Origin of the sequence: Chitinophaga sp. RCC_12, assembly GCF_041360695.1 — a bacterium.
Lineage (GTDB): Bacteria > Bacteroidota > Bacteroidia > Chitinophagales > Chitinophagaceae > Chitinophaga.
The window spans coordinates 1-15,603 of record NZ_JBFUPS010000007.1 but is presented as its reverse complement, the minus strand read 5'-3'; the positions used below and the strand labels follow the sequence as shown (position 1 = coordinate 15,603).

General features: G+C 48.8%; 9 protein-coding genes. 2 read left to right on the top strand and 7 right to left on the bottom strand.

Going from position 1 to position 15,603, the window contains the following annotated elements; all coding sequences use genetic code 11:
• Positions 1-39: 39 nt before the first annotated feature.
• From AB6805_RS20300 to AB6805_RS20270, 7 genes are all read right to left on the bottom strand, one after another.
• Positions 40-2,226 (bottom strand): putative Ig domain-containing protein, encoded by a 2,187-nt coding sequence (locus AB6805_RS20300; RefSeq protein WP_370911267.1) that lies wholly within the window; start codon positions 2,224-2,226, stop codon positions 40-42.
• 73 nt (positions 2,227-2,299) lie between these two features.
• Complete coding sequence (locus AB6805_RS20295; protein ID WP_370911266.1) at positions 2,300-3,259, bottom strand: hypothetical protein; 960 nt, start codon at positions 3,257-3,259, stop codon at positions 2,300-2,302.
• Positions 3,260-3,271: 12 nt separating this feature from the next.
• Entirely contained in the window at positions 3,272-3,943 is a 672-nt protein-coding gene (locus tag AB6805_RS20290; RefSeq protein ID WP_370911265.1) for a fasciclin domain-containing protein, read from the bottom strand.
• A 21-nt stretch (positions 3,944-3,964) separates the two neighbouring features.
• A complete protein-coding gene (locus AB6805_RS20285; protein ID WP_370911264.1) occupies positions 3,965-5,536 on the bottom strand; it encodes a RagB/SusD family nutrient uptake outer membrane protein in 1,572 nt (523 codons plus the stop codon).
• Positions 5,537-5,555: 19 nt separating this feature from the next.
• Positions 5,556-8,741, bottom strand: coding sequence for a SusC/RagA family TonB-linked outer membrane protein (locus tag AB6805_RS20280; RefSeq protein ID WP_370911263.1), 3,186 nt, complete (start codon positions 8,739-8,741; stop codon positions 5,556-5,558).
• A gap of 251 nt (positions 8,742-8,992) precedes the next feature.
• Complete coding sequence (locus AB6805_RS20275) at positions 8,993-10,723, bottom strand: DUF885 family protein (protein WP_370911262.1); 1,731 nt, start codon at positions 10,721-10,723, stop codon at positions 8,993-8,995.
• A gap of 3 nt (positions 10,724-10,726) precedes the next feature.
• Positions 10,727-12,865: a prolyl oligopeptidase family serine peptidase gene (locus AB6805_RS20270; protein WP_370911261.1), complete on the bottom strand. Its 2,139-nt coding sequence runs from the start codon at positions 12,863-12,865 to the stop codon at positions 10,727-10,729.
• Positions 12,866-13,055: 190 nt separating this feature from the next.
• Between AB6805_RS20270 and AB6805_RS20265 the strand changes: the two genes are divergently transcribed.
• Both AB6805_RS20265 and AB6805_RS20260 read left to right on the top strand, forming a co-directional pair.
• Positions 13,056-13,964 (top strand): AraC family transcriptional regulator, encoded by a 909-nt coding sequence (locus AB6805_RS20265; RefSeq protein ID WP_370911260.1) that lies wholly within the window; start codon positions 13,056-13,058, stop codon positions 13,962-13,964.
• Positions 13,965-14,057: 93 nt separating this feature from the next.
• Entirely contained in the window at positions 14,058-15,512 is a 1,455-nt protein-coding gene (locus tag AB6805_RS20260) for an APC family permease (protein ID WP_370911259.1), read from the top strand.
• The last annotated feature ends 91 nt before the right edge of the window (positions 15,513-15,603 follow it).

The following is a 15,603-nucleotide window of genomic DNA, read 5'->3' as shown; positions in this document are numbered from 1 at the left end:
TATCAATTTACTGATATAATGAGAACCGCTACAGGATTATTAGTCGCTGCAGCGAAGCAGCACTACCCCATGCGGGGGTATATCTGCGGTGTAGGCAACGGGAATGACCCCCAGGTTCCGCTGGGTCCATACATTCCTTACCTGTGGCCTTGCAGGCATACCGATATCTTTCCACGGCACGGTGACGCGGCGGTATTGCAGGTCTTTATTAAAAATACCTATCGCCTTACTCCCATCGGCCAGCGGTTTCACCCATACTTCATAGTGCGCAGTGGCTATACGTCGCCCCGCAGCCATACCCAGCGTGTCCTGGTCAATAGCCAGCACTTCATCATTAGTAAGCAGGTTAAGCGTAAAAGTATCTATCCTGCTGATATCGCACCCGATAAGTAACGGGGCGGCCAGCAAGCTCCATAAACTAACATGCGTATATTGCTCGTCCGGTGTAAGCCGCGTAGGATGCAGATTTTCGCCCCAACCTACCTGCCCTACGATCATCATGTCCGGATCGTTCCAGTTGCCGGGGCGGGCATACTTTTCAAGTGGATATTGTCCGAAGCCGATGCCAGCCATGCTTTCCCAGGTATCATCAATGTCTTCTGTAGTGCGCCAGGTTTGCGCATCCACCCGGGAACCCCATTTCCACACTTCCCTCAGTCCATACTGGCATAGATTATACACAATATCACGCGGATACTTCCGGATGGCCTGCTGCATCACACGGAACGGGTGAATGAACGTTTCCAGGCTGGTATCGGCGGGCATCACCTGGTCGTAGCTGCACCAGTCGTATTTAAGGTAGTCAATTCCCCAGCCGGCATAGGTGGCGGCATCCTTCTCCTCATTCCGGTAAGAGCCCAGGAATCCGCCACAGGTAAGTGGGCCAGGAGAAGAATACAGTCCAAATTTCAATCCCCTCTTATGCAACCAATCGCCCAGTCCTTTCATATCAGGGAACTTTCCGTTAGGAAGGATACTGCTGTCGGCAGCACGCCGGGGTTGCTGCCAGCCGTCATCAACATTGATATAATTCCAGCCGTGATCGGCCAGGCCTTTGTCGAGCATCGCCTGGGCAGAGCTTTTTACTTTTTCCTCACTCACGCTGAGTCCCCAGCAATTCCAACTGTTCCATCCCATTGGCGGCGTTAATGCAATAACACCGCCTGCCTTGAGCAGCAGCGATTGTGTAGCGACTCCCAATGCATTCCTCACAGTAACACCTATACGATAATTGCCGGCCTGTTTTACCACGCCGGTAATCACGCCATTAGCGCTGTCGATTGTTAACCCTTCCGGCAGCCCCGATGCGTTGTAATGAAGCGGTGCTGTTCCGGTGGCCGCCACTTTGAAAATGACGGTTGCACCCGGACTAACACCATACACCGGGGCACTGTTAATCCGCGGTACTGGCGCCGGCGCCGGTGTCTGGAGGTAAGGCACGTCCAGTTCTCCCTTTAGCTGATGCCCGGTAGCCGTTTCTGTGAAGCAATAACGTAAACGGATACCCGCTCTGTGAGGCGCCTCCATGATAAACGCGCCTTTTGAGCCGGGTGTAAGTGTCATGGCTTGCGTATGGCTGGCAATCTTCTTTCCGGCCGCTATATCAAATATATCGCTGCGGAGTGTGCCCTTTACCGTAGTATTGAACACATTCGTCAATTTCACTGGCAGCGATGTTTTCTTATCACGGAAAATAATCTGGTCTTCCGGAAGGGTTAGCCGGATACCATCCATTTTCCGGAGCAGATCTACGTAAGGTATGCCCATAAAAATCCCTCCCGTACCACCGCCATCAAACACTCTTACAGCTATCACGTTTTCCGCGTCCCAGCGGATAGCGCTGTCTGAAGCCGGAATATGATACTCCCGGATGTATGGCCACTTGCTAGCATAACCACCCGCATCGTGCGGGAAGCTACCGGTTTGCCCTATCCGCACACCATTCAGCCAGGTTTCATCCACATCATTTACATGCGCGAGATAAATTCGCAATGAATCTTTCCAGGCAGCCTGCTGCTTCAGGCTGCGGGGAATCACCACCTTCATACGGTACCAGCCATATCCATGATAGTCCGGGAATCCCTGCGACTGCCACACTTCACCAACCTTTATCCGCTTCCAGTGGCGGTCGTTATAGCCGGGTGCAGCCCACTGCAGCGAGTCGCCTGTTGCAAACGCCGCTTCCTTCAACATCAGGGCATCAGGATGCTGAGCTATGGCAGGCAAAGCAAAACAGATCATTAATACTATAAACCATCCATGTTTCTTACACCCAGTCATTGTGTCTTTCTTTAGTTACTTATAACTTCGTCACGTTAGGCATTCTTATCGTCACTTCATAGCTGCCTTCAAATAGTATCTGGAAACCAAACCGTGGATTGGCCGCCCAGGCTTTGGCAGCGGCGCCATCCATCTTAATAAACCACGCCGGGATACGGTAATAGATCAGGTAATTTACATAACCCGGGATCAGCTTGGACGGATAAGGAGCGATGGCATAGTCCGTGATAAGTGCTGTATCTGTTACAATCACCGGGTTAAACCTCGCATAGGAAGCAAAAGAGGGGCGATCACCACGGGTGATCACTTCTCCGTTCTTCGGATTAAACAGTTTACCGTTCTTATCCATGATTTTCAACATTACTTTGGTACCGGTAGCGGATATACGTTTTAACTCCATCGTTCCTTTCATTTCACCCGGGAAAGTATTGGTAACAGAGTCGAAACCGGGGATCACCGGTACTTCCGTCATGCGGATATACTCCGGATCTTCAATATGCAGCCGGGCCAGATTCTGATATACCCTGCTCCCGTTTACATTCGTTGCCTTCACGTCAAACTCATACACACCATTGGGAATAAAGGCGGAAGGCGATTTAAACAGGAATCCGCCGTTTACCGGGTTAAACTCAAAAGGCAACTCCTGCAAACTGTCCTGTTTTGCGCGTAAAAGGGCGATGGTGGTATCGGTATCCGGGTCAAAAGACATTTTATCTTTAAATACCCATACCGGGTACCTCGTTGTAAATGCCCCTGGCAATTTGCCGCCGCCCACCGGCCGTATATCCAGCATTTCAAATTTTACCGGTGGTGTAGATCCATCAAATAAAATACCGGGATAGCGGGCGGTAATCCCCTTTGGAATAAATATCTCCGGGCTTTTGTAACGGATACCATCGCTCAGAAAACCTTCTTCCACTTTGCTACATGCCGTATTCATCAATACAAATGCGATGATGGCGAATAAGATATATTTCATAGTCATCTTATTTTAGTTTTCCCTGTAAATGTAAAATCCCATGTTGGCGTTGGCCTCTAATACATGCACCATACCCGTAGCAGTACGCACTTCAGAAGTTTGCACATACGCGTAAAAATCAGGTTCCGTGTTCTCCGTACCATCCGGCACGTCTTCATCTGCCAGTCCGAATACCCGCCGTATCTGTATCCTGTTGGTAGTTGACCGGATACCGCTTACATCGATATAATACTTCTCCAGCAGCAGGAAATAATTACCCTCACTGTTGATGTTGGTGAAGCTCTTCTTTGTATAGCTCATGGCTTTTTTATCAAGTACGCCTTTGAATATATGCCGCCGCAGGAAGAACTTAATACTGTCTGTCGTCAAACTATCCAATGTGAATTTGATGTTCTCATTATTATACTTCCTTTGTATGGCGCGTGTTTGCTGCGCCAGGAAACTGGTCACACCCAAATTAGTGGGCGAAAAGAACGTGATGTCGCCGTTGATCTCGTCTTTCATACCGGCGCGGTCAATCAGCATCACCACGGTATCCAGCACTTTACTTTCCTTCAGGAAATCGTAGGTCGACATCTTCCTGATCCTCTCCACGTCAGTATTACCTTCATTAACCAGGTAGTTATCTTTTTTACATGCTGCCAGGATCAGCAGTGATCCGAGTAACAGATGAATGATCTTCATGATGAATAATTTGGATAAAAATTAAATTTTACCTGCCCAGTATTTATTCTGCACCAGCAGCCTGTTGTTATTGAACAACGCGGGATCCAGCGGCAGCAGGAAGCCTTCCTGGTTGTACCTGGAGGGCGTAAGCCAGGGAACCACGGACCGCTTCATTCTCACATCATCAAAATACAGCTGGCCTTCCATAAACAGCTCGCGTGAGCGCTCCGTCATGATTTCATCCAGCAGGCTGTTATAACTCAGCGGCGACTCACTCACATACATCGCAGAGTCCATCTGCGGCAGGTTGCGCGAGCGGCGGAAACTCCGCAGCTGTGAATAGGCTTCTCCCAGTTGTCCTTTATACACGGCAATTTCCATGCGGTTCAGCAATACATCTGCATAACGGATCAGGGAAACATTGTTATCCAGGTAAGGTTCCGCCTGTTGATTAGGATTGTTATAGATAATGTTACTGTATTTTGTAAAGATGGGTTGGGCGCCGTCTGCATCATAGAGAAACAAACTTCTCCGTATATCCGTATTAGGTAGTGTATCCTCCGGATTAGGTCCCGTTTGAATAATACGGGGATACAGGTTACCAACAAAGCTGTTGCCCAGCAGCAGGTCGCTCCAATCTGCTTTTGCCAGTACGGGAATCCTTAAAAACTTCATAGGCATCAGGTTGTTGGAACCTTCGTTATAAGCATACCGTGTATACAATTCAAAGATACTTTCGCGGGTGTTACCGGTAAATGCCTTCGCATACTGGATGCTGTCTATCCTCCCGGTGGGAGCCGGCAAGCCATATAACCCGCTGCCAATAATAGTTTCCACCAGTGCCGAAGCTTTTGCTACATCGGCCATATCGGGAGTAGCCTCAAACACCGGCTTTTTGATCACGCAGGCGCGCCACAGGTATACCTGGGATTGCAGCGCCATTACCGCAGCTTTATTAGGCACTGTGCCCCTGTTGGACTCCACTTCATATGCCATATCCAGGCAGTTGGCGGCCGAATCCAGGTCATTCAGAATCTGTTGCACCACCAGGTTCTTATCGGTGCGTGCCAGCGGTTTGTTGGCAATGGGATCAGGATCCGGTGTTAACACCAGCGGCACATCGCCAAAGGTGCGGAGCAGCTGGAAGTAAACATAGGAGCGGATAAAAAGAGTTTGCCCGGCAATGTTTTTCCGGCCTTTTTCCGGGTCATCCAGGAAAGTATCGTCTGGTACCAGTGGCAGTTTTTCCAGTATCAGGTTTGTTTGAAGAATAGTGCTGTAAAACCTCGACCAGTTCCGGAAAACATCGAGGTAGTTCATTTCAAACTTACCCACCTGTATGTTCCAGTCGGAGTTGGAAAAATAGGGTCCGCTCCTGATGACGATAAACTGATCACCCAGCGTCATGTCGCCCAGGTTATGAAGGTAATCCTGTTCAAGCATATTGGCGCGCAGCGAAGCGTACGCGCCTGCCAATGCCTTCTTCATATCATTTTCCGACTTCCAGAATTTCTCCTCGTAAGTAGTATCCTTGGGCTCCTGGTTCAGCATTTTCTTACACCCCGATAAAAATGCTGCCACTATAATGATGATAATTAAAGTCCGTTTCATAAAAAGTGTTTAGCTGTTTTTAAAATCCTACATCGATGCCCAGTGTATATTTATGCGGGCTCGGATAGCCGACACCGTTATACTCGCCGTAAGGGTTCACATTCTCCGCATCCGGTAATCTTTTGGAAGCCTGGAACATATACACATTGTCCATCAGCCCGTAAAACCGCAGGCGGTTCAGGTGCAGCGGCTTCAGCGCTTTTTCTTTGAGGGTATAGCCAAATGATACATTTTTGATCCTGAAATAATCACCTTTCTCCAGGAAGAAAGTTTGATCGGCACGATAGTAATAGCGGTAAGTACCGATATCCATTCTTGCATACTGGGCCTTATCGCCGGGCTTGCGCCAGATATTCATGGAAGAAAGATCTGACACTGCATACTTGGAGAACTCGTTACCGGAACCATCCCAGCCGTAGCGGCCATAGGTATCCGACTCATACAGGTTCAGCACATCTCTCTTAAACGTGAAAGTGCAAAGGAACCCGAAGGTGAAATTCTTCCAGTAAAAATTTTGCGTAATACCACCAGTGAGAAAAGGATTGGGATTGCCATACGGAATTTTATCTCCTGTGATACCTCCGTTAAAGGCATCGATAATACCATCGCCATCCAGGTCCGCAAAAATAAACTCTCCGGCCCGGAATGGATTATTGGAAGCAGGATCGTTCACTGCTCCCACCTGGAATTTCTTACCGGTGTATTTGTCTGTGGGCACATCATCATCGGTAGCGTATACGCCCAGTGTTTTCAGCAGGTAGAAAGTATTCACTGCTTTTCCGCGGGTGAGGATATGCGTGGTGTTAAACAAATTACCAAAGGTAAGATCACGGTTATTGTTAGGCATGCTTACCACTAGGTTCTGGTTCATACTTACATTCCACATTATTTCCCAACGCAACGCGCTCTTCTCCGGCATTACATTCCTGAACTGGAAATTGATATCAATACCGGAATTGCGTAATTGTGCACCGTTTGTTTTGGCGGTGGCAATACCGGTAGTACTCTGCAGGTTCATGTCAATGAGTCCTGCTTTGCTGTTCTTCACATATACGTCGGCACTGAAATAATATTTACCATTCATCAGTTCTGCCTCTATCCCGCCGTTCCAGCTGGCGGTTTTCTCCCAGCTGATATCTTTCTGCGCTACACCACCAGAGCCGAATTGCGGGGTAATGGTTACGGCGCCGTTGTAAGTATTGGGGCTCAATCCGCTGCCGTTATACCCGGCGCCGCCTACGTTATAAAGACTATACTGCAAATAATAATCGCCTGGCAGGTTACCCAGCACACCATAACTGCCGCGCAGTTTCAGCATGGATAACCAGCTGGAATAACGCCGCATAAAAGGCTCATTACTGATCATCCAGCCTGCGGAGATAGCGGGGAAATATCCCCATTTATTATCCGGACCGAAGCTGGAAGCGGCATCCCCACGCAGGGATGCGGAAAAGAGATAGGTACTTTTGTAATCATAGTTCACCCTTGAAAACAGGGAGAGAATACCAAAGGCTGCGTAGGACGAACTGCCGTACAGGTAAGGCCCCTGCGGGAAACCATTCACTACCTGGATCTGATCACTGGCGCCGCGGTCGCCGCGCGCATAGGTGTTCTGGTAAGTGCTGTACTGTACTTCCTGCCCTACAATGGCATTAATGGTGTGTTCTTTTCCTTTTCCAAATACCGCGTTCCAGTTCAGGTCATTAGAGGTAGTATAACTTTGCTGCAACCCGCTGGTAGATGAAGCCGAGTTGCCAAGGTCTGAATTCAGTTCTCCCGGCACCGACACATCGCGGCGGCTCATCACCATCGACACCGAGTTACGCGAGCGGAACGACAACTGGCTGGATAACCGTAACTGTATAGAGATATCGCCATTTACCTGGTTATCCGTGTTGATATCCATATTACTGGAATAGCGTCCTAATACGCGCTGCAAGCTGTTCTCATCCGGTGCGAACAGGGAGGAAGGCATGCTTTGTCCTACTGCTCCAAAAAGATCTGCACTACCGGAACCGCGCCCTCTTTCCATGCGGGCCAGCCGGATATTGGGTACTACTTCCAGCGCACCGTTTTTGGTACGTATAGAAGAGGAGTAGTTAAGCGTATAGCGTTTAAATCCCGAGGCTTTCACAATGCCATCTTCCATGTACATACCGGCCGACAGGCGATAGGTATTGTACTCCGTTCCCCCGTATACGTTAAAGTCCACGTTCCGCACAAATCCGTTGCGGTAAAACAGGCGTTGCCAGTCGGTAGACTTATTCAGATCGGGGTTCAGGCTATCCGTCATGATGAGATTTTTATGCGTCAGCCTGTCGTAGTTATTTTCAAACGCATCATCATACAGGCGGATCTTTTCGCGGCGCTCCGCCGCGCCTACCAATACCTGGCGGAGTTTAGGGATTTGCGTTAAACCGCCGTAGGCCGACACGCTGAAGCGCGGTGCTCCGGTACGGGCACGTTTTGTTTTGATGATGATTACGCCGTTGGCGCCACGTGAGCCATACACAGCAGCGGCAGCGGCATCTTTCAGCACATCAACCGATTCTATTTCGTTGGGGTTCAAACCGGCGATATTGTTGGTACCGGTACCAATGTCCGGTCCCACCATATCATCGTTGAACTGCGGTACGTCATCAATTACGTACAACGGCTTGTTTAATATTTTATACTGATTGCTTTGGTAAGACGTACCGATAGCGGTGTTACCCCTCACAGAGATGGTGGGTGCCGCGCCGGGTTCCCCGGTGAAGTTCTGCACATTTACGCCGGCCATGCGTCCCTGCAGGAGCTGTTCAAAACTACCGGCCGGAATGTTTTCAATGTCTTTTCCTTTGATGCTGGAAACGGCGGCAGTGGCTTTACGCCGGTTCACCGTCTGGTAGCCGATCACCACTACATCTCCCAGTGCGCCGCTCTGGGCGGTAAGTACTACGCTGAGATGTGTGCGGCCTTTTAATTTCTGTTCCTGTTTAAGATAGCCGATAAAACTGAACTCTAAAGTAGCGTCAGGTGGCGCTGCCAGGGAAAATTCCCCCTTGTCGTCCGTAACTACCCCCTGGGAGTTCCCCTTAATTTTGACCGAGGCGCCGGGCAGTGGCCCACTTCTTTCATCTGTAATTTTGCCGCTGACTTTTACGTTCTGGGCAACAGATGGTAAGACCGCCAATAAGGCGATAAAGGCCATGACAATTTTTTGCATGGGATTAGGTTTAAGCAGTGTTGAAAAATTCTGGTTGATATACGATGTTACAGGTCCGCACACAGTGCGTAGACTAGATATAAGATTTTATTCCGGTTGATTTATTTTAATTGTATTGTTGACAATTGTTATTACAAATCTATCTAAAAGGACCGGATATTACTTCCCGGAAATTAACTGATAGGTTGCTGATTTTAACTGGTAAGGCGGGAAAAGGGGAACATCTCCCAACGGAGACGTTCCCGGCAGGATTATAATTTGTAAAAACGCCAGCTGGAGGTAAAATCCTTTGGCACAGGCTTATTCAACAGGATGGCCCGGAGCATTTCAACAGGCATCATATTCTCCCGGAGCACCGCGTCATGATATTGTTTGAACGACATCTTACCACTGTCTACCAGCTCTTTCTTCAGCGCTTCAAACTGCAATCCGCCAATCATATAAGCGATCTGGTACAACGGGCTGTAACCGCCTACAAAAGAACGGCGTACTTCTCCTTCTGCATTTGCCCGCTCATGACCCACACGGTCTACCAGGAAATCAATACATTGCTGCGGCGTCCATTTACCGGTATGGTAGTTAATAGAGAAGATAATGCGCGCGCAACGGTGCTTACGCCAGAACAACATACCAACGCGGTCTTCCGGCGACTTTGCAAATCCCTGGTCCCATAACAACCGTTCCCAGTACAGGGCCCATCCTTCAATCCAGAAAGGCGTTTCAAAATGACGGTAGGTTTTGTAACGGTTCTGCATAAACTCCTGGAGGGCATGTCCTGCCAACAGTTCATGGTGAACAGTGGCGCGGGAAAAGTGCGGGTTGTTACCACGCATACTCATCATTTTGTCTTCCTGGCTCATGCTGCTAACGGGATAGGATACACTAAATTCCTCTCCACCGGTGAAGAACGGGTTCACCAGCTGCCGCTCGGGCGTCATCATGATCATGCGCCAGGTTTCTTCCGCGAGGGGTGGCAGGGTGATCAGGTCGTGTTGTTTTATAAAATCCACGGATTCGTTGTATAGCTTCACCATCTCAGCAGGTTGATCTGCCGGGGGCACGTAACTGTTCTTTACTTTCTCCATGGCCGCTTTCCAGTCTGTTCCCAATCCCATTTCGCGGGTGGCTTTTTCCATTTCTGCATCGCACCAGGCAAACTCTTTATTGGCAATGGCCAGCAGTTCTTCCGGGGTGTAGGGAATCATTTCTTCCTGTAATCCCTTGATCAACGCGGCTCTTCCGATAGGGTGACCGGCAATACCACTGCCATCATCAGGCATACGGGCGGTACTTTTTTCTTTATTGGAGAAAGTAGTGCTATATGTTTTCAGGAGGCTGTCTACCTGTTTATAGGGAGCGGGTACCCACCAGGAAAACAGCGGATCATAGCCGTTATAAAAATTAAAAGCATTTCCCAGTGCTTCCCGCAAGCCTCTCAGGGTAGAGATACCGCGACGGATCTGCGGCAGCGTGAGCGAGCTGTCGCCTTCCAGCTGCTGCCTTTTTTTGATGATCTCCCTGGCTGTTTCACTGAGCTGGGCGGCCAGCGCCGCTGCATCGGGTTTCTCTCCCCGGCGGCGATGCTGCTCTACCTGGTAAATTTTATCGGCAAAGGGAAACCATTTTTTCACCTGTGCGCTTTCCTGTTGCGCAAGTAACAGTTCCTCCATTGTTTGTGAAAGCCGGCGTTTAAACAGGGTGTAATCTACCTGGGCGCCTACATTAAGCCCCGCATAGTTCAGTTGCTCCAGCCGTTGCTGGTAGCTTTTTACCAGGGTGGTCATGCGGGTGAACCCTTCCGGTGAGCTGTCTACAAAGTAAAACCGGCGCAGGTTACCGGCATCCGCATCATATTGCACCATGATGTTATTCACTTCGCTGGTCTGGAGGTACAGGTCATTATCCGCAGATTGAGCGGAAGCTGTTGCCTGCTGCAGCAGCACGCAGGCGAGGAGCATGTATAATTTCTTCAAAAGAGGCATATTTTACTCGTTTATGTTTCTGTCAGGCGGATTGATATTCAACAGGCTTTTTACAAAGAAATCGCGGCGTTTAATTCGTCCGTAGGGTCCTCCGTCGCTATGCCCCATACCGGGTACCGGCAGGAATTCGAAGGTCTTTCCCTTTTTGATCAATGCGTTGATCACGCGGTAAGTAGATTCCGGCGGCACGTTTGTGTCGGCCTCTCCCACTATCAACAGCAGGCGGCCCTGCAATTTCCCGGCATTGGTTACATTGGATTGTTCCTCATATTCTTTGCCTACAGGGTATCCCATCCATTGTTCATTCCACCATTGCTTATCCACCCGGTTATCATGACAGCCACAGGAAGCCACTGCTGCCTTATAAAATTCGGGATGGAAGAGCAGCCCGCCCAGTGCGTTTTGTCCGCCTGCGGAAGTTCCGTATAGCCCTACCCGTGAGGTATCTACAAAAGGATACTTTTGGGCCAGTGCTTTGATCCAGAGAATGCGGTCCGGGAAGCCTGCGTCTACCAGGTTCTTCCAGCATACATCGTGGAATGCTTTTGATCGGTTGGCGGTGCCCATGCCATCGATCTGCACTACAATAAATCCAAGATCAGCCAGGCTTTGCATATCGATATAATAACTCATAAAACTCTTGGGTACAAACGCATCCTGCGGACCTGCATAGATATTTTCCACTACCGGGTACATTTTCGTGGAGTCGTAATCCGTGGGCCGGCACATTACCCCCCAGATATCTGTTTTGCCATCACGGCCCTTCGCCGTAAAAGGTACGGGGAAAGGCACGCCGGTAGCTTCCCAGCCGCTCACGTCTGTGTTTTCCAACACGGTGATCAGTTTCCCGTCGGACGTGCGGCGCAGTTCATTTACCGGTGGCACGTTTACCTGTGAGTATTTATCTATAAAATATTTTTTATCGGGAGAAAAGATTGCCTGGTGGTTACCCGTGGCCGGAGTGAGGTCCAGCAGGTGCTGACCGGCGAAGTCTGTTCGGTAGTAATGGAGGAAGTAAGGATCTTCCCCGGCATTCCTGCCCCCTGCCCTGAACCAGATCTCTCTTTTCTTTGCATCTACGCTGTCTATGTCCCTGACTACCCAATCGCCTTTTGTTACCTGGTTTTTAATTTCGCCGGTGAGGGTATTCACCAGGTAAATATGCCGCCAGCCGTCTTTTTCGGATGTCCAGAGGAGTTCATTGGTTTCCGGCAGGTAATGGGTATAAAGGCGTGATTCGTAGATAAAGGAAGGTGTTTTTTCATCCAGTATGGTGCGGGTATTGCCGTTGGTGGCGTCTACTTCTATCACGCGGAAGCGCTGATGGCCGCGGTCTACTTTTTCATAAAGGAAGTAGCGCGGGTCTTTATGCCGCCAGTGCAGCTCCGGTGCTTCAAAGAAATCGATCTGTTCTGTTTTTACTTTAGCGGTGGTTTTTCCGGCCAGGGTAAACAGGTACATATCGAAGGTGGTAAAAGGATCGCCCGGCTGCTTATAGGGCTGGGAGCGGAGTTGTCCGCGGGTGGTGCCGGGTACGTCGGTGAGTATGTAGTACACGGAGGAGTCTTCCACGGGGTGAATGCGGTAACCGACCAGGTATTTGCTGTCGGGCGACCAGGCAAGGGCGCCGTAGTAGTCGCCGGAGGCTTTCCCGTCTGTTGTAAATGGGGTGAGAGCGCCGGTGGCTACCGAGCGTACATACACATTACCATCTATCGTGGTGGCGACCCATTGTTTATCCGGGGATACGCTGTCTGTTGCAAAACTCTCCCAGCGGCTGGGTTCATGTCGCCTCACCGGACGGGTAGCGGGGTAGTCTTTAGCCAGTTGCGCAATTTTTGCGGTGTCGGTGATCACCTCTTTTTTACCGGTGGCAGCCGTCACAAGATAACCTGTTTTACTACTGTCTTTTCCTGTAACAACATACCAGAACGACTTCCCGTCGGGCAGCCAGTTGGCCTCCACGTTGTACCGGAAGATGGTTTTCCGGGTAATACTGTCCAGCAGCTGTACTTTTTTATATCGCTGCAATATCTCTGCATGTGAAGGCAGGTAAGGTGTTGGCTTATTTTGCTGTGCGAGCAACAGCCCGGTTGGCAGGCTCCATAAAATCACCAGGTAAAGAAATCGTTGGTATTTCATAAGTTGTGTTGATCCGCTATAATTAAATGTATACTGGACAGTTAATATTTACTGCCTGTCCGATTATTTTTTAAAAGTACATCAGGCATTGATTAGATTTTAAACGTTTTTTAATAACTTGTTCTCATATCTTCACCTAAATTTGGTTGCAATCTCTTCAAAGGTGTTAAAAAAAGAATAATGTAAGTGCATGAAAGTATTACAGTTTACGATACCTGTGGCGCATGATAAAACCATTATCACACAAAAGGACTGGCTGCCGGCTTTTTATCCGCATCTCCATCGTCATGAGGAAATCCAGCTTACGTGGATCCAGCATGGGCATGGTACTTTGATAGTGGAAAATAATATGCATGCCTTCTGGTCGAATGAAATATACTGGATAGGCAGTAACCAACCGCACGTATTAAAGAGCGAGGAATTACCTTTTGGCAGCAAGAATAAAAAGAATGTGCAGGCCCTTACCCTTTTCTTCAACCCGGAAGGCAAGCTGGGACCCTTATTTGGCTTGCCGGAGTTTAAAAAGATAAAGTCTTTTATAGACCAGTCGCAAAACGGGTTTAAGGTACCGGAGGCCCATGTGGTGGAAATATCCAGCCGGTTGCTGAAAATCCACCAGTCGCAGGGCATTACGCAGTTCCTTGCCTTCGTGGAGCTGATCAATTTCTTCCTTACTATTAAGGACCTGGAGCCGCTGATCACCGGATCAAGGTTATCGGCTGTAAACGAACAGGAAGGAATCCGGATCGGGTATATCTATAATTATATCATGCAGCATTATGATGCGGAAATAAAGCTGGAAGATATTGCCCGGGAGGCGCATATGACGCCACAGGCTTTTTGCCGGTATTTCAAAAAGCATACGCGGTTAACGTTTGTATCGTTCCTGAATGAAGTACGCATCAATGAAGCCTGCAAAAAGCTGGCTGGCGGCTCGTACGACAGTATTGCCACCGTTGCCTACAACTGTGGTTTCAACAGCATAGCGAATTTTAACCGGGTATTTAAGAGTATTACCCGCAAATCGCCCCGCAGTTACCTGCGGGAATATGAGCAGCTGGAAAACCCGCCACCGGGCACTGCAACAAAATCTGCATAGTATTGATCAAAAAGCGAATAGAATTGCCAGCAAAGTAACTGTAGTTTTAGGGGAGATAAACCTGTAATATCAACCAAACTACGATTCGCTACTATGTCAGACGCTCCTACCTTTAAGCCGTCCATTAAGTTGCTGGATGCTACTATGATTGTAGCCGGCAGCATGATCGGCTCCGGAATTTTTATTGTCAGTGCAGATATTACCCGTCATACCGGGAGCGCCGGATGGCTGCTGCTGGTATGGCTGATCACCGGTTTTATGACCCTTACGGCTGCATTGAGCTACGGAGAACTGAGTGGTATGTTTCCACGGGCAGGCGGCCAGTACATCTACCTGAAAGAAGCCTATAATCCTATGACAGCCTTCCTGTATGGCTGGAGTTTTTTTACCGTGATACAAACAGCTACCATTGCCGCGGTGGGCGTAGCCTTCGCCAAATTCACCGCCTATCTCCTGCCGGCTTTCAGTGAAGAAAACGTGTTATTGTCGGTAGGAACGCTGCATATCACTGCTGCGCAGCTGCTTTCCATCGGGGTAATTGTATTGCTGACCTATATGAATACACGGGGCATTGAAGGAGGTAAAATTATTCAGACAACTTTTACACTCACCAAACTGGTAAGCCTCGCCGCGCTGATCATATTCGGACTGCTGGCGATTAAACCCGAAATATGGCAGGCCAACTGGCAGCATGCGTGGAACCTGCATCCCCTGACAACAGATGGCAGTATATCATCATACAGTACCATTGCCGCTTTTGGCGCTATTGCTTCCGCCATGGTAGGATCGGTGTTCAGCAGTGACTCCTGGCATAATGTAGCTTTTGTTGGCGGGGAAATAAAAAATCCCCGGAGGAATATCGGGTTAAGTCTTTTTTTAGGAACCGCGATCGTCACCATCATTTATGTGCTCACCAATATTACCTATCTCGCCGTATTGCCTTTGTCAGAAATTGCAAATGCACCAAAAGATCGTGTAGCCGTTTCCGTATCACAGGCAGTGCTGGGAAATACAGGCACGGTACTTATTGCAGTAATGATCATGATATCCACTTTTGGTTGTAACAACGGGCTTATACTAGCGGGTGCGCGGGTGTACCATACCATGGCGAAAGATGGCTTGTTTTTCAAAAAGGCGGGCGATTTAAACCGTTCTGCGGTGCCTTCCTTCGCACTGTGGATACAATGCCTCGTGGCATGCTTATGGTGTCTCAGCGGCCGTTATGGCGATTTACTGGATATGATCTCTTTTGTGGTGGTGGCCTTTTATATGCTTACCATAGCAGGCATTTTTATACTGCGGAAGAAGCGCCCGGATGCCGACCGGCCTTACAAAGCGTTTGGATACCCGGTGTTGCCGGTGCTGTATATTTTAATGGGTATTGCTTTCTGCGGACTGCTGTTTGTTTATAAACCACGATTTACCTGGCCGGGACTATTTATAACTTTGTCCGGTATACCCGTGTATTATTTTGCAAACAGGAACAACACCCGCGATAACGCATCTATCAAAAAAGAAAATATAACCACCGCTGATTCTTCTTACTAAATTATCTGTCAACCAGAGGCTGTATCATAAATAAATGATGCAGCCTCTTCTATTTTGCTGATATATTTATCAATTTGAGATAAAATCTTAA